A 22205-nucleotide genomic window follows, 5' to 3' on the forward strand; every position below is an offset into this window, starting at 1 on the left:
CGCCGATAGCGTTATCGTTACTCGTCGCCGTTCAGACCTGCGCGATTAAGCAGGAACTGAGAGAGCATGGCCACCGGGCGACCCGTGGCGCCTTTGGCCTTACCGGAGCGCCAGGCGGTACCAGCGATATCCAGGTGCGCCCAGTTATACTTGCGGGCAAAGCGCGCCAGGAAGCAACCTGCGGTGATGGCCCCGCCAGGGCGACCACCGATATTAGCCATATCGGCGAAGTTGGACTCCAGCTGTTCCTGGAATTCATCGCCCAGCGGCAGGCGCCATGCGCGATCGCCAGCCTGCTCAGAGGCACCGATTAGTTCGTGTGCCAGCGGATTATGGTTCGCCATCAGTCCGGTCAGATGGTGGCCGAGCGCAATCACGCAGGCGCCGGTCAGCGTTGCGACATCGATGACCACCTCCGGCTCGAAGCGCTCTACGTAGGTCAGCACATCGCACAGTACCAGGCGACCTTCGGCGTCGGTGTTTAGTACCTCTACGGTCTGGCCCGACATGGTGGTCAGCACATCGCCGGGGCGATAGGCGCGGCCGCCAGGCATATTTTCGCATCCCGCCAGCACGCCGGTCACGTTGACAGGCAACTGAAGCTCCGCCACCATCCGCATCACGCCGTAGACCGCCGCAGCGCCGCACATGTCATATTTCATTTCGTCCATATCGGCGGAAGGCTTAATGGAGATGCCGCCGGAATCAAAGGTCAGCCCTTTGCCCACCAGAACGATAGGGCGCGCTTCAGGATCGCTGCTGCCGCGATATTCGATGACTGACATCAGCGACTCATTTTGGGAACCGTTTCCTACCGCCAGATAGGCGTTCATACCCAGCTCTTTCATCTGCTGTTCGCCAATTACCCGGGTATTGACGCTGCTGGCAAAAGCGTCTGCCAGCTGGCGCGCCTGGGAAGCCAGATAGGCGGCGTTACAGATATTGGGTGGCATATTGCCGAGATCTTTGGCGGCTCGGATACCGGCCGAGATCGCCAGGCCGTGCTGGATGGCGCGTTCGCCGCTGGTCAGCTCGCGGCGGGTTGGAACGTTAAAGACCATTTTACGCAGCGGACGACGCGGCTCGCTTTTGTTGGTTTTTAACTGATCGAAGCTGTAGAGCGTCTCTTTCGCGGTTTCCACCGCCTGACGGACTTTCCAGTAAGTATTACGCCCCTTCACGTGCAGCTCGGTCAGGAAGCAGACCGCTTCCATAGAGCCGGTATCATTCAGAGTATTAATGGTTTTCTGGATCACCTGCTTGTACTGACGCTCGTCAAGCTCGCGCTCTTTGCCGCAGCCAATCAGCAGAATACGTTCCGACAGAACGTTGGGAACGTGATGCAGCAGCAAGGTTTGCCCCGCTTTCCCTTCCAGCTCGCCGCGGCGCAGCAAAGCGCTGATGTAGCCGTCGCTGATTTTATCGAGTTGCTCGGCAATCGGGGACAGGCGGCGCGGCTCGAATACGCCCACAACGATGCAGGCGCTCCGCTGTTTTTCTGGACTACCGCTCTTTACACTGAACTCCATGCACTACGCTCCTGAATCTTAAAGACAACAGCGGGTTATGCGGTATAGAATTACGCCTCTTTTATAACTCATTCCGCTGTTGTGGTGACTTCGTGTTAATCTTAACGAATGCGATATGCGATTTCGGCACGACGGCACATTTTTTGCCCGCGCGCGAAAACGCTAAGTATAGTAATCTTAGCGACGATTTCGCTGTTCCGGGAGAATAAATGACGTTTAAGCGTTGAAACAAGCGATTTTCCTGCAAAAAGACTCGTTTTCACAGGCGTATTTAATGTGATAATCATAAGATATCTTGTCCGGGAGACGCTCAAAAGCCAACTGGCGATTCTGTTCATCCTGTTACTGATCTTCTTCTGCCAGAAGCTCGTCAGGATTCTGGGAGCCGCGGTTGACGGAGAGATCCCGACCAATCTTGTCCTTTCGTTACTCGGCCTCGGCGTGCCTGAAATGGCGCAGCTGATTCTGCCGCTTAGCCTGTTTCTTGGGCTGTTGATGACTCTCGGTAAGCTGTATACCGAAAGTGAAATTACCGTGATGCATGCCTGTGGCCTGAGCCGGATGGTGCTTATCAAAGCCGCGATGCTGCTGGCGCTGTTTACAGGTATTCTGGCGGCCGTCAATGTCATGTGGGCCAGTCCGTGGTCGGCGCGCTATCAGGATGAAGTGTTGGGGGAAGTGAAATCCAACCCTGGCATGGCGTCGCTGGCGCAGGGACAGTTCCGCTCGTCGTCTGATGGTAATGCGGTACTGTTTATCGAAAACGTGGACGGCAGTCATTTTAACGATGTGTTCCTGGCTCAGCTACGGCCGAAGGGCAACGCGCGTCCTTCCGTTGTGGTGGCGGATTCTGGCCATATCGCATTACGTAAGGACGGATCCCAGGTAGTGACCCTGAACAAAGGTACCCGTTTTGAGGGAACCGCCATGCTGCGCGACTTCCGGATAACCGACTTCCAGGATTATCAGGCCATTATCGGTCACCAGACCGTTACCCTTGACCCGGATGATACCGAGCAGATGGATATGCGCACGCTGTGGAACACCCATACCGATAAAGCGCGCGCCGAGCTGCACTGGCGTATCACGCTGGTATTCTCTGTGGTGGTGATGGCGTTGATGGTGGTGCCGCTGAGCGTGGTTAACCCCCGCCAGGGCCGGGTATTATCGATGCTGCCAGCGATGCTGCTGTATCTGATCTTCTTCCTGTTGCAGACTTCGCTTAAGTCCAACGGCGGTAAGGGCAAGCTGGATCCGGTTATCTGGATGTGGGGGGTGAACCTGTTATATCTGGGAGTGGCGCTGGTTCTGAACATGTGGGATACGGTGGCGATGCGTAAGTTCCGGGCCCGAATCACTGCGAAAGGAGCCGTATGATGCTCGGTTTTGGCGTACTCGATCGTTATATCGGTAAGACCATCTTTAACACCATCATGATGACGTTGTTCATGCTGGTGTCGCTGTCGGGCATTATTAAGTTCGTGGATGAGCTTAAACGCGCCGGTAAAGGGGCCTATACCGCCGCTGGCGCGGGGATGTACACCCTGCTCAGCGTACCTAAGGATATTCAGATCTTCTTTCCGATGGCGGCGCTGCTTGGGGCTCTTCTGGGCCTGGGGATGCTGGCCCAGCGCAGTGAACTGGTCGTGATGCAGGCGTCTGGCTTTACCCGGATGCAGGTTGCGGCTTCGGTCATGAAAACCGCGATTCCGCTGGTGCTACTGACCATGGCTATCGGTGAATGGGTGGCGCCCCAGGGCGAACAGATGGCGCGTAACTACCGGGCGCAGATGGTCTACGGCGGTTCGCTGCTCTCCACCAAGGATGAAGGAATGTGGGCCAAAGACGGCGATAACTTCGTTTACATCCAGCGGGTGCGCGGCAATAACGAATTGACGGGCATCAGCATCTACAGCTTTAACAAGCAGCGCCGTCTTCAGTCGGTGCGCCACGCCGCCTCGGCTACCTTTGATGCGAAAGAGAAGGTGTGGAAGCTGTCGCAGGTGGATGAGTCGATTCTCAAAGACGCAAAGCAGATTACCGGTACCCAGACCGTAAGCGGTATCTGGAAAACCAACCTGACGCCGGATAAGCTGGGCGTTGTGGCGCTGGATCCCGATGCGCTTTCGATTAGCGGTCTGCATAACTACGTGAAGTATCTGAAATCGAGCGGTCAGGATTCCGGACGCTATCAGTTGAACATGTGGAGTAAAGTGTTCCAGCCTGTTTCGGTGGCGGTCATGATGCTGATGGCGTTGTCGTTCATCTTCGGGCCGTTGCGTAGCGTACCCATGGGCGTGCGCGTAGTGACGGGGATAAGCTTCGGCTTCTTGTTCTACGTGCTGGATAAGATCTTCGGCCCGCTCAGCCTGGTCTATCATATTCCGCCGCTGCTTGGGGCGCTGATACCCAGTGGAACCTTCCTGCTTATCAGCCTCTGGATGCTGGTGAAACGCAGCTAAAATGCGCGCTCCGTCTGCAAGGCGGAGCACGTTTCTCTTCTCGTTCAGGACGATTCGTGGGTTAGCGCTGTACGCGCTTCAGGGTATTGCGAATCAGCCGCCAGGAGCTCCACAGACCCAGTCCGCGTTTTCCCCAGCGCATCAGCATACGGGGACGACGTAGCCCCCAGATAGCCATCAGACCGCCGCCAGCTACGGCCCAGGTGCGCAGATTAAGTAGCGTCAGCCAGCCGCGATCGAAGGATGCGGTCGCCTGCAGCCAGTCACGCTGGCAGGCGCTCAGATCCAGACGCTGCTGCTGAATCTGGCTAAGCAGTAGCGCCTTACGCTGTTCTCGCTCGCGACTCATTCTTTTTCCTCCAGCAATTCTCTGTCGGTCTTGAGTTCACGGCGGGTATAGCGTAGCAGCGAGGTTGCCCGCGCTTTGCGCAGAGTCCAGATAGCGCCGATTAACGCCAGAAGCAACAGCGTTGCGGTGGTGGCGATCATCACGATCAGTCGATATTGCGGATCCACGGCCCAGATGATGAGTACCAACAGGCTCATCAGACCGAAGGCGGCGAACAGCATCGTCAGGCCCAGCAGCAGCAGAAGCTGGAACAGGCGGGCCTTCTCCTCTTCCAGTTCAACGACCGCCAGGCGCAGACGCGTCTCCACCATCCGGATCAACACAGTCAGAACCCGCTGTCCGATTCCGACCAGGCTACTACCTGGCCCCTGATGTTGACGGTTATTGGCCATAATCAGCGGCGGGACAGCAGAACGCCCAGCACAACGCCCACGGCGGCGCCGATACCGATGCCGGTCCAGGGGTTGTCGCGCACGTAGTTGTCGGCGCGGGAGGCTGCTTCGCGGGTCTGGCGGGCGATGGCATCGCCGGTATCATGCAGGCGGCTACGGCTATCCTGCAGGGCGCGGCGCGCTTTTTCGCGCAGGGTTTCCAGTTCGGCCTTACTTTTCTCGCCTGAGGCATTCAGTACCTCTTCCAGAGTATCGGCCAGTGATTGCAGTTCAACGCGCAAGTTTTCAGTATCTTTTGACATTACTACTCTCTCCTGATTGTTGAGTTCGGTTCCCGGAAATTAATATTCCCGGGCTTCTAACGCCTTCAGTTCAGATACCTCTTCGGCGAGTTTACGCTCGCGTTTGGCAATTTTTTCCGGATCGCCTTTGCGTTTGGCTTCTTCCAGGTCCGCCCGGCGCTCGGCGACGTCGGCACGCTTTTCTGCGATATCCTTACGATGATCGGCGCGAACCCGATCGTCGTCACAGTGGGTGCGAACTTCGCTCAGGGCTTTTTTCAGGCCGGAAAGGCGATATTCATTACCGTGCTGCTCGGCGTAGCTGATTTCCTTAAGGATGCTCTGCTCTTTTTCACGGCATGGAGAGGAGGAGGCCTGCGCCACGGCGGTGAGAGATAAGAGCGCAACTGCCAGCATAATACGGCTTTTCATCAAGAAACCTTCCATTGTGTTACGGCGTCTAAAAGCGCCGAAAATTCCAGTCGATCGGGTAAATACGGCGGAACCGTACAAAATAAGCATAGACGATTCGCAACAAAACCCAAAGGCATTGTGTGGGGTATATTGGCTGGATTACGCTGAAACGGCTAGCCCAGGCGGTGGCGCTCGGAGCGCAGATGGGAAAGCAGGGAAAGGGAAAGGCTGCGATCTTCCTGCTGCGCGATGATGTAATCGTGAGGCAGAGTTCGGTTGAGAACTTCCCGGGCGGCGTTGCTTTGCGCGCTGGAGTCGAACTTAATCACCAGCGCGTTGCCGACAGGAGTAATGCTTTTGAAGGGAATGCCGTTGGCGTCCAGATGGTGCCAGACAAAGAAACCGTCGGGTGAGCTTACGCCCGCGCGTACGGCGCGGATCTCCAGCGATGCTTCCGGCTGGCGCAGCGTAAGCCAGACTGTTGTCGCGGTAAGCGCCAGCAGAGCGATAAGTATCAGCTGACGCAGTCCCAGATTCAGACGCATGTTAACTCATCCCCGATTGGCATATTTCTTTTTCCACAGTACCACCAGGGAGCCGATAAGCCCAAAAATCAGCAGTACGACGGGCAGCAGCATCAGGCCGGACATCAACTTGTCTTCGTATTTCAGAAATACCGGGGTTTTTCCCAGCAGATATCCGAGGGTGGTGAGAATCAGGATCCACAGCAGGCCGCTCATCCAGTTAAAGAACTGAAAGCGCGTGCTGCTTAACCCTGACAGCCCGGCGATGGTGGGCAGCAGGGTGCGAACGAAGGCGATAAAGCGCGCGATCAGCAGAGCGGAAAGGCCGTGCTTATGGAACAGGTGATGAGCGCGCTGGTGATAGTGGGCGGGCAGATGCGACAGCCAGTTTTGCACCGTTCGGGTATTGCCCAGCCAGCGCCCCTGAATGTAGCTCAGCCAGCAGCCCAGGCTGGCGGCCACCGTGAGTAGAATCACTGTTTGCGGGTAACCCAGGGCGCCTTTGGCGATGAGAACCCCCACCAGGACCAGCAGGCTGTCGCCTGGCAGGAACGCGGCAGGCAGCAGTCCGTTTTCCAGAAACAGGATCATGAACAAGACAAAATAAAGCATCCAGATCATGGATGGATTCGCCAGTGTTTCAAAATCCTGACTCCAGAGAGCGTTCAGCAGTTGCGTTATAAGTTCCATTCATTTTTCCTGGTACACATCTGAAAGCAAGCCATCCGCGGGCGCGGTGAGTATATGACACGATCGGTTCAGCCGCGCTGCCTGAAGGGCGTGCGACGGCCGGAGACGGTCTGGTGTCTGCATGCGCCGGATATTGTAGGGGACGATGCAATCATATATTCCCCTCATGCTTCAGAGCGTTAGCCTGTTGATGCCTGTCTGAATTATTTAGGGTATACGTCTAATTGTAACAAAGCCCTTCGGGCAACGTCATAATATTTGTATTTCATTGAGTATTGATTTTGCTTGTCGCGAAGAGGTGTGGCGAGGGTATTTACAAACGCTGACACTATACATTGTTTGCTTACCCTCGCCGGGGAAGGCTATTTTTGTGGGGGGGCCGGCAGGTTAAGATGGACGACCGGATTTTCGGTAAACAGGAACCGGTCTGCGTTGAATTCGAAATCGTCGCTGGTTTCGTTAAACAGCATCTGTTTGGTATTTTCCAGATGCTGCCACATCGCCAGTTTAGCGGCGGCCGGATCTTTGCGAATTAACGCTTTCAGAATGGCATCGTGATCCTCGCACCAGTGATCGAAGGTGCTGAGATCGATATGCTCATGCAGTTTTTTCCAGTAGGGGTTATGTACCCGCTGAGTCCACATTTTTTCAACGATGGCCGCCAGCGCGCTGTTCTGGGTGGCCAGCGCGACCTGCACATGGAACTGAAGATCCCACGGAGAGTCGCGATAATCCTGCTCTGAGCGCGATTTCTCCTGAATCTCCATTAGTTTAACAATATCCTGTTTGGTCACCTGGGTCGCGGCGAACTCTGCGATATTGCTTTCGATAAGCTGGCGGGCCTGCAAAAGCTCAAAGGGGCCGAAGCTGGCGAACTCCAGGCGTTCGTCGGGCACCTGGCTATGCTTCGCCTGGCTGGAGATCACGTGAATACCGGAACCTTTGCGGACTTCAACGTACCCTTCGACCTCCAGCATAATGATCGCCTCGCGTACCACGGTGCGGCTGACATTCTTATCTTCGGCGATAAAACGTTCAGCGGGGAGCTTTTCTCCCACAGCATAGATACCGCCTTCGATGCATTGCTTCAGGTCGGCGGCAAGCTGCTGATAAAGTCGTCGGGATTCAGTTAACTCCATGGGCGGCTCCGGACAAAATTGCTATCGATTTGTTATACCACTTTTCCCGGTGACGCTCTACCGGGAGAGTAAAAAAGCCGCCCGGAGGCGGCTTTTTTACTCTGCGCTTAACTCTGTTGCGCGGGTTTCAGCTTGCCCGGGCCATCGTCGTTAAGTTCTTCAGCCGGTTTGTTCTTCAATACCGTCCAGATAACCACCGCGCCCAGCAGATCGAATACCGCCAGCGCCGCGAACAGCGGGCTGAAGCCCAGAGTATCCGCCAGAGCGCCGACCACCAGGGCGAACAGGGTGCTGGCGGTCCATGCGGCCATACCCGTCAGGCCGTTAGCGGTTGCTACCTCGTTACGCCCGAAGACATCGGAAGAGAGGGTGATCAGCGCGCCAGAAAGCGCCTGGTGAGCGAAACCGCCGATGCATAGCAGGGCAATAGCGACATAAGGGCTGCTGAACAGGCCGATGGTGCCCGGGCCAATCATTAGCACGGCGCCAAGGGTGACCACCAGCTTACGGGAGACAATCAGATTAACGCCGAACAGACGCTGGAACAGCGGCGGCAGATAACCTCCGACGATGCAGCCAAGGTCGGCGAACAGCATTGGCATCCAGGCGAACATGGCGATCTCTTTCAGATTAAAGCCATATACCTTGAACATAAACAGCGGGATCCAGGCGTTGAAGGTACCCCAGGCAGGTTCAGCCAGGAAGCGCGGCAGTGCGATGCCCCAGAACTGGCGGTTGCGGATGATCTGCCAGGCGGACATTTTCTTGCCATTGTTGGTCTGATGCTGGGCTTCCTGGCCACCGATGATGTAGTCGCGCTCTTCATCGCTCAGGTGTTTCTGGTGCTTCGGGTGCTTATACAGCAGCAGCCACAGCATCGACCAGATAAAGCTCAGTACGCCGGTAATAATGAACGCCATTTCCCAGCTGTGCCAGACGATGGCCCAGACCACCAGAGGCGGAGCCAGCATGGCGCCGATAGAGGAGCCGACGTTAAAGTAACCGACGGCAATAGAGCGTTCTTTTGCCGGGAACCATTCGGAGCTGGCCTTCAGGCCCGCCGGAATCATCGCTGCTTCGGCAGCGCCTACGGCGCCGCGTGCGATAGCCAGTCCGCCCCAACTGCCCGCCAGTGCGGTGGTGCCGCAGAACACGGCCCAGAGCACGGCGAACATGGCGTAGCCAACCTTGGTACCCAGAATATCAAGAATATAGCCGGCGACCGGCTGCATGACGGTGTAACACGCCGAATAGGCGGCGATAATGTAAGAGTACTGCTGCGTGGTGATATGCAGCTGCTCCTGAAGGGTCGGTGCGGCGACCGCAATAGTATTACGCGTCAGGTAACCCAGCACGGTACCCAGCGTCACCAGTGCGATCATATACCAGCGTAATCCTTTTATTTTTCTCATTTCTGACCTCTGTCTTGTGAGGTATCCATACCGTGCAATAAGCGACGTATCGCCGCGTAAATCGGTCCATGTGGCAGATAGATGACGACGGCGCCAACGATAACTTGTCATACAGCTTTAAAAGTTGAGTGACATCACAAAAGCACTTTTCACGGTGGGGGTATCCTTTAGGGGTAGGGAGGCCAGTTCTGGCAAGGGATTAAGAGGTAAAACGGCGTGTTTTTTCGTAAAGATTTGTCTTGAAATTGTGAGTTAGCACACAAATTTACCATTGGTGGAGGAAATTGGTGTGATAACTTTGTCATCATAGTTGCAGACCACAGAATCCATTCGCCAGAGGAAAAAATAATGAACCGGTTTATGACTGAAGATTTTCTGCTGGATACCGAGTTTGCCCGTCGTCTCTATCACGATCACGCTAAAGAGCAGCCCATCTTTGATTACCACTGCCATCTGCCGCCGCAGCAGGTCGCGGATGACTATCGCTTCAACAACCTTTATGACATCTGGTTGAAAGGCGATCACTATAAGTGGCGCGCCATGCGCTCTAACGGCGTTGCCGAACGTCTGTGTACCGGCGATGCCTCCGATCGTGAGAAGTTTGACGCCTGGGCCGCTACCGTGCCGCACACCATCGGCAACCCGCTGTATCACTGGACCCATCTGGAGCTGCGCCGCCCGTTCGGCATTACTGGCAAGCTGCTGTCGCCGGAAACGGCTGATGAGATCTGGAACCAGTGCAACGATCTGCTGGCTCAGGATGCGTTTACCGCCCGCGGCATCATGAAGCAGATGAACGTGAAGATGGTGGGTACCACCGACGACCCGATCGACGACCTGAGCCACCATGCGCGTATTGCCGCCGACGGCAGTTTCGATGTCAAGGTGCTGCCGAGCTGGCGTCCGGACAAAGCCTTTAACATCGAGCAGGACACCTTTGTCGGGTATATCGCTAAGCTGGCGGAAGTCGCCGATACCGATATCCGCCGCTTCAGCGATCTGCAGAGTGCCCTGAGCAAGCGTCTGGACCACTTCGCCGCCCACGGCTGTAAAGTGTCCGACCATGCGCTGGATGTGGTTCTTTACGCCGATGCCGATGAAGCCACGCTGGACGCCATTCTGGCTCGCCGCCTTTCCGGCTCCGCGTTAAGCGAACTGGAAACCGCGCAGTTTAAAACCGCGGTACTGGTCTGGCTGGGTGCCGAATACGCGCGTCGCGGCTGGGTGCAGCAATACCACATTGGCGCGCTGCGCAATAACAACCTGCGTCAGTTCAAGCTGCTGGGGCCGGATGTGGGCTTTGATTCTATCAATGACCGTCCGCTGGCCCAGGAACTCTCGCGCCTGCTGAGCAAGCAAAACGAAGAGAACCTGTTGCCGAAGACTATCCTGTACTGCCTGAACCCGCGCGACAACGAAGTGCTGGGTACCATGATCGGCAACTTCCAGGGCGAAGGCGTCGCGGGCAAGATGCAGTTTGGTTCCGGCTGGTGGTTTAACGATCAGAAAGACGGCATGCAGCGACAGATGACGCAGCTGGCGCAGCTGGGCTTGCTGAGCCGCTTTGTGGGGATGCTGACCGACAGCCGCAGCTTCCTGTCCTATACCCGTCACGAATACTTCCGTCGTCTGCTGTGTCAGATGATTGGCCGTTGGGTGGAAGCGGGCGAAGCGCCGGCGGATATCAAACTGCTGGGCACCATGGTGGAAAACATCTGCTTCAACAATGCCCGTGACTACTTCGGCATTGAACTGAACTAACCGGCCATTTCGAGGTTGATATGCAATACATCAGGATCCACGCGCAGGACAATGTCGCGGTCGCACTGGAGGATCTGCAGGAAGGGATGGTCATTGAGCTGGACGGCGTTCAGGTACAGCTCCGCCAGGCGCTGTCGCGTGGCCATAAGTTTGCGCTGAACCTTATCGCCAGGGGCGAGAACATTGTTAAATACGGCCTGCCCATCGGCCATGCCCTGAGTGATATCCCCCCCGGGGAACACGTCCATTCCTGGAACGTTCGCACTAACCTGAACGCCCTGGATGAGTATAGCTATCAGCCTGAAATCATCGCCGCCGGCGAGCAGACTGCGGATCGCGAAGTACAGATCTATCGCCGCGCCAGCGGCGAGGTCGGGGTGCGTAACGAACTGTGGATCCTGCCTACTGTTGGCTGCGTGAACGGCATTGCGCGTCAGATCCAGCAGCGTTTTTTGAAGCAGCATAACGATGCGCCGGATATCGACGGTGTTCATCTGTTCAGCCACCCGTTTGGCTGTTCGCAGTTAGGCGACGACCATCTCAATACCCGCACCATGTTGCAGAACATGGTGCGTCACCCCAATGCGGGAGCGGTGCTGGTGATTGGCCTGGGCTGCGAGAACAACCAGATAGACGCCTTTCGGGAAACCCTGGGCGACTATGATGCGCAGCGCGTTCACTTCATGGTCTGCCAGCAGCAGGATGACGAAGTGGAGGCGGGACTGGTGCACCTGAGCCAGCTCTATGCGGCGATGCGGCAGGACAAACGCGTACCAGGCCGTTTGAGTGAACTGAAGTTCGGGCTGGAGTGTGGTGGCTCCGATGGTCTGTCCGGTATTACCGCCAACCCGATGCTGGGGCGCTTCTCTGACTATCTGGTCGCTCACGGCGGCACCACCGTACTGACCGAAGTGCCGGAGATGTTCGGCGCGGAGCGGATCCTGATGAGCCACTGCCGTGACGAAGCGACCTTCGAGAAAACGGTGGCGATGGTCAATGATTTTAAGCAGTACTTCATTGCCCACGACCAGCCGATTTACGAAAACCCGTCGCCGGGGAACAAGGCAGGCGGTATCACTACCCTGGAAGAGAAGTCGTTGGGCTGTACCCAAAAGGCGGGCCAGAGCCAGGTGGTGGACGTTTTGCGCTATGGTGAACGTTTGAGCGAGCCAGGCCTGAATTTGCTGAGCGCGCCGGGTAATGATGCGGTAGCCACCAGCGCGCTGGCCGGCGCCGGGTGTCATATGGTGCTGTTCAGCACCGGGCGCGGTACTCCCTACGGCGGTTTTGTGCCGACGGTGAAGATTGCCACCAACAGCGAACTGGCCGCGAAGAAGCCGCACTGGATCGACTTCGATGCCGGTCAGCTTCTGCACGGTGTTTCGATGCCGGAACTGCTGGAGCGCTTTATCGACGCTATTGCCGACATTGCCAGCGGTAAGCTGACCTGTAACGAACGAAACGACTTCCGCGAGCTGGCGATATTTAAGAGCGGCGTCACGCTGTAAAGCAGGAATTGCAGTATGATATAAAACGGCGTTTCACTTTGTGATGCGCCGTTTTTGCGTAAGAACGGACTAAGAGCCTGTCCCATCAGGCGTTATTGTTGTAGCCAGTCTGGACACGGACAGCGCGCAGGAACCGGAACGTACAGGTAGTACGTAAGGATTATTCGCTCCGCTCCCCCCTTCGGGGCCGCCCTGAAGGACGTTCAAAACACTCACGTGTTTTGTCTGAGCACCGCCCAGGGCCAGAATGGCAAATAAAATAGCCCCAATGGGACAGGCTCTAAGGAGTATCCATGAACCTGGAATGGCTGGCCCAGGGGGTCGGCATTATTGCTTTTATTATCGGTATCACGACCTTTATCAATCGCGATGAGCGGCGTTTTAAGAAACAGCTTTCCTGCTACAGCGCGGTGATCGCCTGCCACTTTGTACTGATGGGCGCCTGGCCTGCCGGTATGAGCGCCGGACTGAACGCGCTGCGCACCCTGATTACGTTACGCACCCGCAGCCTGTGGGTTATGGGCGCTTTTATTGCGCTGACCCTGACGCTGGGGCTGGCAAAGCTACAGCATCCAATGGAACTGCTGCCTGTTGTGGGAACCACCGTTAGCACCTGGGCGCTGTTTCGCTGGCACGGCCTGGGGATGCGTTGCGTGATCTGGTGTTCCACGGTCTGTTGGGTGATTCATAACTTCTGGCTGGGATCCATTGGCGGAACGCTGATTGAAGGGAGTTTTCTGGTGGTTAATGGCCTGAATATTATTCGCTTCTGGCGCATGCAGCGCCGGGGCGTCGATCCCTTTCGGGTGGAAAAAGCGCTGGTGGAACAAACTTCCGCCCATCCGGGCGGAAGTTCCGGCAGTTAACTCCGCTGCGGGCTGTTGGGTAGCGTACGCTCTTCCGCCAGGCAGGCGGCGGCGGTAAACAGCACATCGGTGGAAGAGTTTAGGGCCGTTTCACAGGAATCCTGCAGCACGCCGATAATAAAGCCTACCGCCACTACCTGCATGGCGATATCGTTGGGAATGCCGAACATATTACAGGCCAGTGGGATCAGCAGCAGCGAACCGCCCGCCACGCCGGAAGCGCCGCAGGCGCCCAGCGCGGCCACCACGCTCAGCAGCAGCGCGGTAAACAGATCCACCTGAATGCCCAGGGTATGCACTGCGGCCAGGGTCAGTACCGTGATGGTGATCGCCGCTCCGGCCATGTTAATGGTGGCACCCAGCGGAATCGAAACCGAATAGGTATCCCTGTCCAGCTTCAGCTTTTCACACATCGCCATATTCACCGGAATATTGGCGGCGGAGCTGCGGGTAAAGAACGCCGTCACGCCGCTTTCGCGCAGGCAGGCGAATACCAGCGGATAAGGATTGCGGCGAATTTTGTACCATACCATCAGCGGGTTGAGCACCAGCGCCACGAAGAACATACAGCCAATCAGCGCCACCAGCAGGCGGGCATAGCCCCAGAGCGTGTCAAAACCGGTGCTGGCGATGGTCGAGGCGATAAGGCCAAAGATACCAATGGGCGCAAAGCGGATCACCGCTTTGACGATACGGGTGATGGCTTCGGCGAAGTCGTTGATCAGGTTTTTGGTGGTGTCACCGGCATGGCGCAGCATAAAACCTAGCGCCACGGCCCAGACCAGAATCCCGATATAGTTGGCGTTAAGCAGCGCATCGATGGGGTTGGAAACCATACTCATCAGCAGCCCCTTTAATACCTCGACAATGCCGGAAGGCGGCGTGATATCGGTGGTGCCGGTGGCAAGGTGCAGCGCGGAGGGGAACAGGAAGCTCACCACTACCGCCGTCAGCGCGGCGGCAAAGGTGCCGAACAGATAGAGAATCAGAATCGGGCGGATGCTGGTTTTCTGCCCGTGCTTATGGTTGGCGATGGAGGCCATAACCAGCACCAGCACCAGCACCGGCGCTACGGCCTTCAGGGCGCCGACGAACAGGGTACCGAGCAGCCCGGTGGCAAGGGCTGCGGGTTTAGAGATCCAGGCCAGCAGTATGCCCAGTACCAGGCCGACCAGGATTTGTTTGACCAGGCTGCCCTGCGCCAGGCGCCGGAACAACCTTTCGGATGCATTTTGTGTAGCCATTGTTAACCTTCCTGTGATGTTGAAATGTTACTGCCTTTCTGCACGTACTTTTCCGTACGCTTTGTAATTGTGAAAGGATGTAAAAAAGCGTGTTTGCCCGTTTGAGTATAAGGAAAAGCGAGAATCCGGGAAGAGGGGAGTGCTAATATTTGTGCGGAATTGCAGATTTTATAACGTTAAAATCACGAGTTATTAATATTTGCTCACTTACTGAGCTTTTATGGCAGAGAAAATGGGGCGCGGGGCGCCCCGTTTCTATTACTGAAGCTGTTTTTTAGCGTCATTACGCTTGTTAACCCAGGCGTTTACCAGCAGTGTGATGGTCAGAATACCGCCCACCACGCCCAGCGAGATGGCGATGGGGATGTGCCAGAAGTCGACAATCAGCATCTTAATGCCGATAAATACCAGAATCACCGCCAGCCCGTATTTCAGCATTGAGAAGCGCTCGGCCACCCCCGCCAGCAGGAAGTACATGGCGCGCAGGCCCAGAATCGCGAACAGGTTCGAGGTCAGGACGATAAAGGGATCGGTGGTGACGGCAAAGATAGCCGGAATGCTGTCTACCGCGAAGATAACATCGCTCAGTTCCACCATAATCAGCACCAGCAGCAGCGGTGTGGCGAACAGCACGCCTTTCTTACGCACAAAAAAGTGTTCGTTTTCAATAGAGTCCGTCATACGCAGATGGCCACGCAGCCAGCGCACCAGCGGTTTATCGCCAATGCCGCTTTCATCATCTTCTTTGACGATGGCCATTTTAATACCGGTAAACAGCAGGAAAGCGCCGAACAGGTAGAGGATCCAGTCGAAGCGGGCGATTAGCCAGCTACCGGTAAAGATCATAATGGTTCGTAGCACGATGGCGCCCAGAACGCCGTAGACCAGCACCCGGCGCTGAAGCGCTGCGGGAACCGAGAAATAGCTGAACAGCATCAGCCAGACGAAGACGTTGTCTACCGCCAGGGCTTTTTCAATCAGATAACCGGTCAGGAAGGCCAGCGCCTGGGTATCTGCCACCGCGCGCCCTTCGGTGCCAGCCAGATACCACCAGAAGGCGGCATTAAACAGCAGAGAGAGCGTTACCCAGACGATGGACCAGGCGGCTGCCTGCTTCATCGACATCGCGTGGGCGCCGCGCCTGCCCTGAAGCAGAAGGTCGATGGCCAGCATGATGGTGACCACGATAGCGAATCCGCCCCATAACAGGGGGGTGCCGACAGTATTCATAGAGAGTTCCTTCAAAACAAAAAACGGCCAACGTCGGAAGACGTTAGCCGCAATTGCTGCGTTGCAGTTACACCTCGCCTTCCGGCAAGGTCTCACTTACAACGTGGACTATACTCTTCATCATAGCGAGTATAGAAAATCATCCACACTGCCCGGCGACCGGAAACACAAGGTTTCGTAATGACGATCCACCGGCAATGAAGTTACTCCCCTTTGCGCTGATTACCATAGGCGAGCCTGTGAGCGGGGTCAAATTCTGTTACCGGTTATTTACCTGAATTTACGTTGTGGGTTGGACATCTATGCCATCCGCCGGGAACACCACGCCGGTCTGGGCGCGGATTCGGGTCAGCAGGCGTGCGGTGCTGCGGCTTAACTGAAGTCCCGGGTGGTTCACTTCCCGCTCTTCCACCAGACGAGCGAAGGCTTCCGCTTCGTACAGCATGGTGTTGATATGCTGAGGCTCGGTCAGATCCTGCGGCGTGCCGCCGCGCGGAATAAAGGTGATGCGTTGCAGCTCTGAAATCCGCTCAATCACCAGCGAGCCCTTTTCACCCTGGATTTCGCTCGGCAGCGTCGAGTTGCTCACCTTGGAATGCAGCAGCGTCAGGCTGAATTCGCCGTAGTCCATCAGCACGCTGCCGTGGCCGTCGACGCCGCTTTCCAGTAGTGTCGCGTGGGACTGTATGGCATGCGGCTCGCCCCACAGCGCCAGCGCGGTAGCCAGGCAGTAATAGCCGATATCCATAATCGAGCCATTGGAAAAGGCCGGATTAAAGGTATTGGGGTTTTCGCCCGCCAGGTAGCGCGGATAGCGCGAGGAGTACTGACAGTAGTTAAACAGCACCTTACGTAGCTTACCGACCCGCGGCAGCGCCTGGCGCAACGCCGTAAAGTTGGGCAGGTACGCGGTCTTGAATGCTTCGAACAGCACGAGCTGGTTGTCGCGTGCCAGTTGGATCGCAGCTTTGGCTTCCTGGAGGTTTGAGGTCAGCGGCTTTTCGCAAATCACGTGTTTGCCGTGCTCCAGCATCAGCTGGATCTGCGGAAAGTGCAGGGAATTAGGGCTGGCGATGTAGACTGCGTCGATGGCATCGCTGCGCGCCAGACTTTCCAGTGAAGTGAACAGCCTGTCGACCGGATAATCCCGGGCGAATTCGTGGGCGTTCTCAAGGGTACGTGAATAGACAGCGGTCAGGGTATACAGGCCGCTTTCATGGGCGGCATCGACAAACTGGCGGGTGATCCAGTTGGTTCCTATTACGGCAAGACGTATCATTTTTGAGGATATTCTCCAAAGCCAGACTCACGAACAGCGTAGCAGGATGTTAAGTAAAAACCTGTGCGCGATACCGCTTCCCCGTCATATGGCGAGGAAGCGGTGGTCGTATCAGGCGCGGTTTACCTGATTTTTTATCGCGCCGGCCTGCCATCCGGCCAGATTTTCATTGATGCCCTGAATCAGGTTCTCCACGCTGGCCTCGCTTGCCCAGGCGACGTGGGGAGTAATAATCAGATTATCCTGGTGGGTTTCCAGCAGCGGGCTACCGCTGCGCGGCGGCTCTTGCGTCAGAACGTCCAGCGCGGCGCCGCCGAGGGGGCCGTCGCGCAGCGCCTGGGCCAGCGCAGCTTCGTCAATCAGCGGCCCGCGGGCGCTGTTGATTAGCAGCGCGCCCGGCTTCATGGCGCTCAGGGTGGCGGCATCGAACAGGTGGCGGGTCTGCGGCGTTAACGGGCAGTGTAGACTGATAACGTCGCTGTGGGCCAGCACCTCGTCAAAGGCGGTATAGCCGTCGCGCACGCCAGGCGCTTGCTTATGCTCGGCGAACAGCACCTTCATGCCCAGCGCTTCGGCCTTTTGCGCCACGGCGCGCCCGGTGGCGCCGCGGCCAAAGATACCTAAGGTGGCGCCCTGGAGATCGCGAATCAGCGGCCCCTGAATACAGAAGTGGGGGGCGCTCTGCCATTCGGCAAAGGCGCGACGGCGGTATTCGACCAGATGACGACGCAGGGCGAAAATGTTGCCGATAACCGTTTCGGCCACGCTATTGGTGGAATAGCCCGGTACGTTGCTGACCGCGATCCCCTGCTGGCGGCAGGCGTCGATATCCACGCAGTCATAGCCCGTGGCGGCAACGCATATATAGCGCAGATCCGGCAGATCCTTCAGAACGTCTGCCCGCAGTTGTACCTTGTTGGTGATAGCGACAGTGGCGCCGCGCAGTGCATCCGGCAACTCATCGGGTAGGGTGCTGCCGCGATAAGACCACTCGTCGCACCAGTCGGGTTGAGGGATCGGTAAAGGAAGGGTATCGCCGTCGAGCGTTACGATCTTCATGCTGTCTCCTGGGTTATTGTGTTTGTGCCTCCCCTGAAATCAGGGGGCAGGACGATCCCAGCATATAGATTCGGAGCAAACGGGTAAAAAACAAATTTTGCAGGGATATTACCGGCTAGCGCTCCGCTGCCTGCCGGTCGCGCCAGGTCAGCCACAGCCGGGTATCGAACTCCAGTTGATGATAGTGGGGCTCCATATGGCAGCACAGCTGATAGAACGCCTTGTTGTGATCTTTCTCTTTCAGGTGCGCCAGTTCATGAACCACAATCATCCGCAGGAAGGATTCCGGCGCGTTGCGAAACAGCGTCGCGACGCGGATTTCCGCTTTGGCTTTCAGTTTACCGCCCTGCACCCGGGAGACGGCGCTGTGCAGCCCCAGCGCGTGTTTCATGACGTGGATTTTGTTGTCGTACATCACCCGGCTGACGGGCGGGGCGCTGCGCAGATAGCGGTTCTTAATCTGCTGAACATAGTCCCACAGCGCTTTATCGCTGGCGATATCGTGGCGCTGTGGATAGCGGCTTTGCAGCACGGCGCCCAGTTGGCCCTGGTCGATAAGCGCGCGAACCTGCGTCAGTAGCGATTCAGGATAGCCCTGCAGGTAAGTGAGCGTCGTCATGCCTGTCTCCGCTATTGTTGCGCCCGCGCTTCCCGCAAGCGCCGGGTTTTCAGATATACTCTGGCGTTTTGTTCAGGGTGTGGATTTTATCATCCGGAGGGGTCGATGAGCCAGGTGGAACTGGGGGGGCAGCAACTGACGTTGCAGCGTCTTCCCGCAACTGATGATGCTTCGCCGCTACAGGCGTGGGAAGCGGCGGATGAATATCTGTTACAGCAAGCAGGAGAGCCGGGCGCAGGCCCGCTACTGATACTAAATGACGCCTTTGGCGCGCTGGCCTGCGCTTTGGCCCGGCACCATCCTGTCTGCGTCAGCGACTCCTTTATCACTCAACAGGCAACGCGCCAGAATTTGCGGCTTAATGGCCTGGATGAATCGGCGGTCACGCTGCAAGGTAGCCTGGATCCTCTGCCTCAGACGCCGTCGCTGGTGCTTATTAAAGTGCCGAAACAGCTGGCGCTGCTGGAATATCAGCTGCGTGCCCTGCGAGCCGTGGTGACGCCGGAAACCCGGATCGTCGCCGCCGCTAAAGCCCGGGATATCCATAACTCTACCCTGGCGCTGTTTGAGCGCATTCTGGGGCCGACCACTACAACGCTTGCCTGGAAAAAGGCACGCCTGATTCACTCTACCTGGAGCGCGCCAGCGCTGGAGGAGGCGCCGCTGACTCACTCGTGGTTGCTGGAAGGTACCTCCTGGCAGATTCACAACCACGCCAATGTCTTCGCTCGCTCCGGGCTCGACATCGGTGCCCGCTTCTTTCTGGAGCACCTGCCGGAAAATCTGGAAGGGGAACTGGTGGATCTGGGCTGCGGTAATGGGGTGATCGGTATGCGGCTTCTGGCGCAGAACCCCGATGCGACTGTGACTTTTGTCGATGAGTCTTATATGGCCGTCGCTTCCGCTGAACTTAACATACAGCACAACCTGCCAGAAGCTCAGGCCCGTAGCCGCTTTATGGTCAATAACGCGCTGGCGGGCGTAGCGCCGGAAAGCCTGGATGCGGTGCTGTGCAATCCGCCGTTTCATCAACAGCACGCCATTACCGACTATATCGCCTGGCAGATGTTCCAGGATGCCCGGCGTTGCCTGAAATTTGGCGGCGAGTTGCGTATCGTCGGCAACCGGCACCTTGACTATCACCGCAAGCTGAAGAAGCTGTTTGGCAACTGCGCCGTCGTCGCCAGCAACAAAAAGTTTGTGGTGCTGCGCGCCCTGAAGCAGCGCAAAAGCAAAGCGCGTTAAATCGTCATTCCCAGCCGGGTTCCCTGTTCAATGGCCCTGCGGGCGTCCAGCTCGCGGGCCTGCTGGCAACCGCCGATCAGGTGCACCGGGCGGGGATCGCCGGCTAGCGCCTGCGCCAGACCGCGTTCCGGCTCCTGACCGGCGCAGACAACTACGTTATCCACCGCCAGCGTGCGTGCGCCTTCCGGGGTATGAATATGCAGACCTTGATCATCGATGCCCAGATAGGTTACGCCTGAAAGCATCTCCACTCCGCGGGATTTAAGCGCCAGACGGTGGATCCAGCCGGTGGTTTTACCAAGGTTTGCGCCCGGCAGGCCGGGTGAGCGCTGGAGCATCACAATGCTGCGCGGGCTGGGATGCGGCCGGGCACCTTCCGGTAACAGGCCGCCGGAATGATGGAGATCGGTATCGATGCCCCACTCGGCGCAAAACGCGGGAATGCTTTGCGGCGCCGCACTCTGGCTCAGCCACAGGGCGGTATCTACGCCAATACCGCCGCAGCCGATAATCGCCACCCGTTTGCCCACCGGTTTTTTATCGCGCAGCACCTCCAGATAACTGAGTACCTTACTGTGGTCGATGCCGGGAATCTCCGGCGTTCTCGGGCGGATGCCGCAGGCCAGCACGATCTCATCGAAACCCTTAAGATCTTCAGGGCCAGCGCGATGCTCCAGGCATAGGCGGATATCCAGATGCTGCAGGCGATGGCGGAAATAGCGTAGCGTTTCGTTGAACTCCGACTTGCCCGGGATCTGCCGGGCGAGGGTGAACTGGCCGCCGGGCTCCATCGCGGCGTCGAACAGGGTCACCCGATGGCCGCGCCGGGCGGCGTTAATGGCGAAAGCCAGTCCAGCCGGCCCTGCGCCCACCACGGCCAGGTTTTTGGCGACGGTTAAAGGCGCGGGCGTCAGCAGGGTTTCATGACAGGCGCTCGGATTGACCAGGCAGGAGCTCACCTGACCTGCGAACACCTGATCCAGGCAGGCCTGGTTGCAGCCGATACAGGTGTTGATGTCCGCCTCATGGCCGGCCTGCGCCTTGCTGAGCAGCGCTGGATCCGCCAGGAAGGGGCGCGCCATCGAGACCATATCGGCGTCGCCGGCGGCCAGGATCGCCTCCGCCACGCCGGGATCGTTAATGCGATTGGTGGCGATGGTAGGCAGATTAACCCGCTCTTTCAGGCGGCGGGTCGCCCAGGCGAAGGCCCCGCGCGGCACCGATGCGGCAATAGTCGGGATGCGCGCTTCATGCCAGCCGATACCGCTATTAATCAGCGTAATGCCAGCGGCTTCCAGCCGTTGGGCCAGCGTCAGGGATTCTTCAAAGGTGCTGCCGCCTTCCACCAGATCCAGTAGCGACAGGCGCCAGATAATGATGAAGTCGTCGCCCACGCTGGCGCGCACCGCGCGTACTACTTCCGTCGCGAAGCGCATTCGCCGTTCGGCGTCGCCCCCCCATTCATCGCTGCGCTGATTGGTGCGGGCGGCCAGAAACTGATTAATCAGATAGCCTTCGGAACCCATAATTTCCACGCCGTCGTAGCCTGCTTCCCGGGCAAGCATGGCGCAGCGGGCGAAGTCCCCGATAAGCTGGCGGATTTCCCGGGGCGTCAGGGCATGGGGCGTAAAGCGGTTGATGGGCGCGCGCAGAGCGGAGGGCGCTACCGGATGAGGCTGATAGCTGTAGCGCCCGGTATGCAGAATCTGTAATGCGATGCGTCCGTCATACTGATGTACGGCCCGGGTAATGATTCGATGGGGCGCCAACTGGCTGCTGGCGTTGAGCAGCGCGCCGCCGGGCATGGTAACGCCGCTGGGTTCAGGAGCGATGCCGCCGGTTACAATCAGCCCCACGCCGTGACGTGCCCGTTCGGCATAGAAAGCGGCCAGCCGTTCTGCGCCATCCGGGCGTTCTTCCAGTCCGGTATGCATTGAGCCCATCAGCACCCGGTTCTTTAATGTGATGAATCCCAAATCCAGCGGTGTAAACAGTGTGGGGTAGCGCATAATGGGTTCCGGTGCGAACAATTCATGTGGTCGGATGAGTTAAGGATAATTGGCTGTTGGCGATCGGGCCTGCTGAGGATTAAGGATTGTGACGGAATTCACGCAGAGCACATGCGGTAAGGGATGAACGCCGTAGCGACATTAAAAGGCGGGACTATTTAATTTCGCCCGGGAAACAGATGTAATGATTTGT

21 protein-coding genes are annotated in these 22205 nt (G+C 57.4%); 6 read left to right on the plus strand and 15 right to left on the minus strand.

Annotation, left to right across the window (positions count from 1 at the left end):
* Positions 1-17 precede the first annotated feature (17 nt).
* On the minus strand, positions 18-1529 hold the full coding sequence (pepA, locus tag V3W49_RS05420; protein ID WP_500144177.1) for a leucyl aminopeptidase: 1512 nt from the start codon (positions 1527-1529) through the stop codon (positions 18-20).
* Positions 1530-1805: 276 nt separating this feature from the next.
* Between pepA and lptF the strand changes: the two genes are divergently transcribed.
* Positions 1806-2906 (plus strand): LPS export ABC transporter permease LptF, encoded by a 1101-nt coding sequence (lptF, locus tag V3W49_RS05425; protein ID WP_500144179.1) that lies wholly within the window; start codon positions 1806-1808, stop codon positions 2904-2906.
* Positions 2906-3991 carry an LPS export ABC transporter permease LptG gene (gene lptG, locus V3W49_RS05430; RefSeq protein WP_500144357.1) on the plus strand — a complete coding sequence of 362 codons (1086 nt, stop codon included), beginning with the start codon at positions 2906-2908 and terminating at the stop codon, positions 3989-3991. Before lptF ends, lptG begins: the two co-directional genes overlap by 1 nt.
* Positions 3992-4052: 61 nt before the next feature.
* Here the strand turns inward: lptG and V3W49_RS05435 are convergent, their stop codons facing one another.
* The 8 genes from V3W49_RS05435 to V3W49_RS05470 all read right to left on the minus strand — a co-directional run bounded on the left by V3W49_RS05435 (position 4053) and on the right by V3W49_RS05470 (position 9192).
* Positions 4053-4340, minus strand: a complete 288-nt coding sequence (locus tag V3W49_RS05435) for a YqjK-like family protein (RefSeq protein WP_500144181.1) — start codon at positions 4338-4340, stop codon at positions 4053-4055.
* Entirely contained in the window at positions 4337-4732 is a 396-nt protein-coding gene (locus tag V3W49_RS05440; protein ID WP_500144182.1) for a phage holin family protein, read from the minus strand. The genes V3W49_RS05435 and V3W49_RS05440 overlap by 4 nt, the downstream gene beginning before the upstream one ends.
* A 2-nt stretch (positions 4733-4734) precedes the next feature.
* Complete coding sequence (locus V3W49_RS05445; RefSeq protein ID WP_500144183.1) at positions 4735-5034, minus strand: ElaB/YgaM/YqjD family protein; 300 nt, start codon at positions 5032-5034, stop codon at positions 4735-4737.
* Positions 5035-5073: 39 nt separating this feature from the next.
* On the minus strand, positions 5074-5445 hold the full coding sequence (locus tag V3W49_RS05450; RefSeq protein WP_500144184.1) for a DUF1090 domain-containing protein: 372 nt from the start codon (positions 5443-5445) through the stop codon (positions 5074-5076).
* Between the two features lie 155 nt (positions 5446-5600).
* Positions 5601-5972: an EnvZ/OmpR regulon moderator MzrA gene (gene mzrA / locus V3W49_RS05455; protein WP_500144186.1), complete on the minus strand. Its 372-nt coding sequence runs from the start codon at positions 5970-5972 to the stop codon at positions 5601-5603.
* A gap of 6 nt (positions 5973-5978) precedes the next feature.
* Entirely contained in the window at positions 5979-6641 is a 663-nt protein-coding gene (gene yqjA / locus V3W49_RS05460) for a DedA family general envelope maintenance protein YqjA (protein ID WP_500144187.1), read from the minus strand.
* A gap of 362 nt (positions 6642-7003) precedes the next feature.
* The gene (gene exuR / locus V3W49_RS05465; protein ID WP_500144188.1) at positions 7004-7780 is read right to left on the minus strand and encodes a transcriptional regulator ExuR; all 777 of its coding nucleotides are present in this window, start codon (positions 7778-7780) and stop codon (positions 7004-7006) included.
* A gap of 107 nt (positions 7781-7887) precedes the next feature.
* A complete protein-coding gene (locus V3W49_RS05470; protein WP_500144189.1) occupies positions 7888-9192 on the minus strand; it encodes an MFS transporter in 1305 nt (434 codons plus the stop codon).
* Positions 9193-9540: 348 nt separating this feature from the next.
* On the opposite strand from V3W49_RS05470, the gene uxaC reads away from it, so the two are divergent.
* The 3 genes from uxaC to V3W49_RS05485 all read left to right on the plus strand — a co-directional run bounded on the left by uxaC (position 9541) and on the right by V3W49_RS05485 (position 13327).
* Positions 9541-10953 carry a glucuronate isomerase gene (gene uxaC / locus V3W49_RS05475; protein WP_500144190.1) on the plus strand — a complete coding sequence of 471 codons (1413 nt, stop codon included), beginning with the start codon at positions 9541-9543 and terminating at the stop codon, positions 10951-10953.
* A gap of 20 nt (positions 10954-10973) precedes the next feature.
* Positions 10974-12461 (plus strand): UxaA family hydrolase, encoded by a 1488-nt coding sequence (locus V3W49_RS05480; protein ID WP_500144192.1) that lies wholly within the window; start codon positions 10974-10976, stop codon positions 12459-12461.
* Positions 12462-12754: 293 nt separating this feature from the next.
* Complete coding sequence (locus V3W49_RS05485; RefSeq protein WP_500144193.1) at positions 12755-13327, plus strand: YgjV family protein; 573 nt, start codon at positions 12755-12757, stop codon at positions 13325-13327.
* Here the strand turns inward: V3W49_RS05485 and sstT are convergent.
* The 5 genes from sstT to V3W49_RS05510 form a co-directional block, all read right to left on the minus strand.
* Positions 13324-14571 carry a serine/threonine transporter SstT gene (gene sstT, locus V3W49_RS05490; protein ID WP_500144194.1) on the minus strand — a complete coding sequence of 416 codons (1248 nt, stop codon included), beginning with the start codon at positions 14569-14571 and terminating at the stop codon, positions 13324-13326. The genes V3W49_RS05485 and sstT overlap by 4 nt on opposite strands.
* 258 nt (positions 14572-14829) lie before the next feature.
* The gene (locus V3W49_RS05495) at positions 14830-15801 is read right to left on the minus strand and encodes a TerC family protein (RefSeq protein ID WP_500144195.1); all 972 of its coding nucleotides are present in this window, start codon (positions 15799-15801) and stop codon (positions 14830-14832) included.
* A 280-nt stretch (positions 15802-16081) separates the two neighbouring features.
* Positions 16082-17080 (minus strand): Gfo/Idh/MocA family protein, encoded by a 999-nt coding sequence (locus V3W49_RS05500; RefSeq protein ID WP_500144196.1) that lies wholly within the window; start codon positions 17078-17080, stop codon positions 16082-16084.
* A gap of 111 nt (positions 17081-17191) precedes the next feature.
* Positions 17192-18139 carry a D-2-hydroxyacid dehydrogenase gene (locus V3W49_RS05505; RefSeq protein ID WP_500144197.1) on the minus strand — a complete coding sequence of 316 codons (948 nt, stop codon included), beginning with the start codon at positions 18137-18139 and terminating at the stop codon, positions 17192-17194.
* A gap of 115 nt (positions 18140-18254) precedes the next feature.
* On the minus strand, positions 18255-18758 hold the full coding sequence (locus tag V3W49_RS05510) for a M48 metallopeptidase family protein (protein ID WP_500144199.1): 504 nt from the start codon (positions 18756-18758) through the stop codon (positions 18255-18257).
* 105 nt (positions 18759-18863) lie between these two features.
* Between V3W49_RS05510 and rlmG the strand changes: the two genes are divergently transcribed.
* Positions 18864-20003, plus strand: coding sequence for a 23S rRNA (guanine(1835)-N(2))-methyltransferase RlmG (rlmG, locus tag V3W49_RS05515; protein ID WP_500144200.1), 1140 nt, complete (start codon positions 18864-18866; stop codon positions 20001-20003).
* Here the strand turns inward: rlmG and V3W49_RS05520 are convergent.
* Positions 20000-22015, minus strand: a complete 2016-nt coding sequence (locus V3W49_RS05520; protein ID WP_500144358.1) for an oxidoreductase — start codon at positions 22013-22015, stop codon at positions 20000-20002. The two genes, rlmG and V3W49_RS05520, sit on opposite strands and share 4 nt — an antisense overlap.
* Positions 22016-22205: the final 190 nt, after the last annotated feature.

It is taken from the genome of Rosenbergiella sp. YN46 (genome assembly GCF_036620675.1).
GTDB lineage: Bacteria > Pseudomonadota > Gammaproteobacteria > Enterobacterales > Enterobacteriaceae > Jejubacter.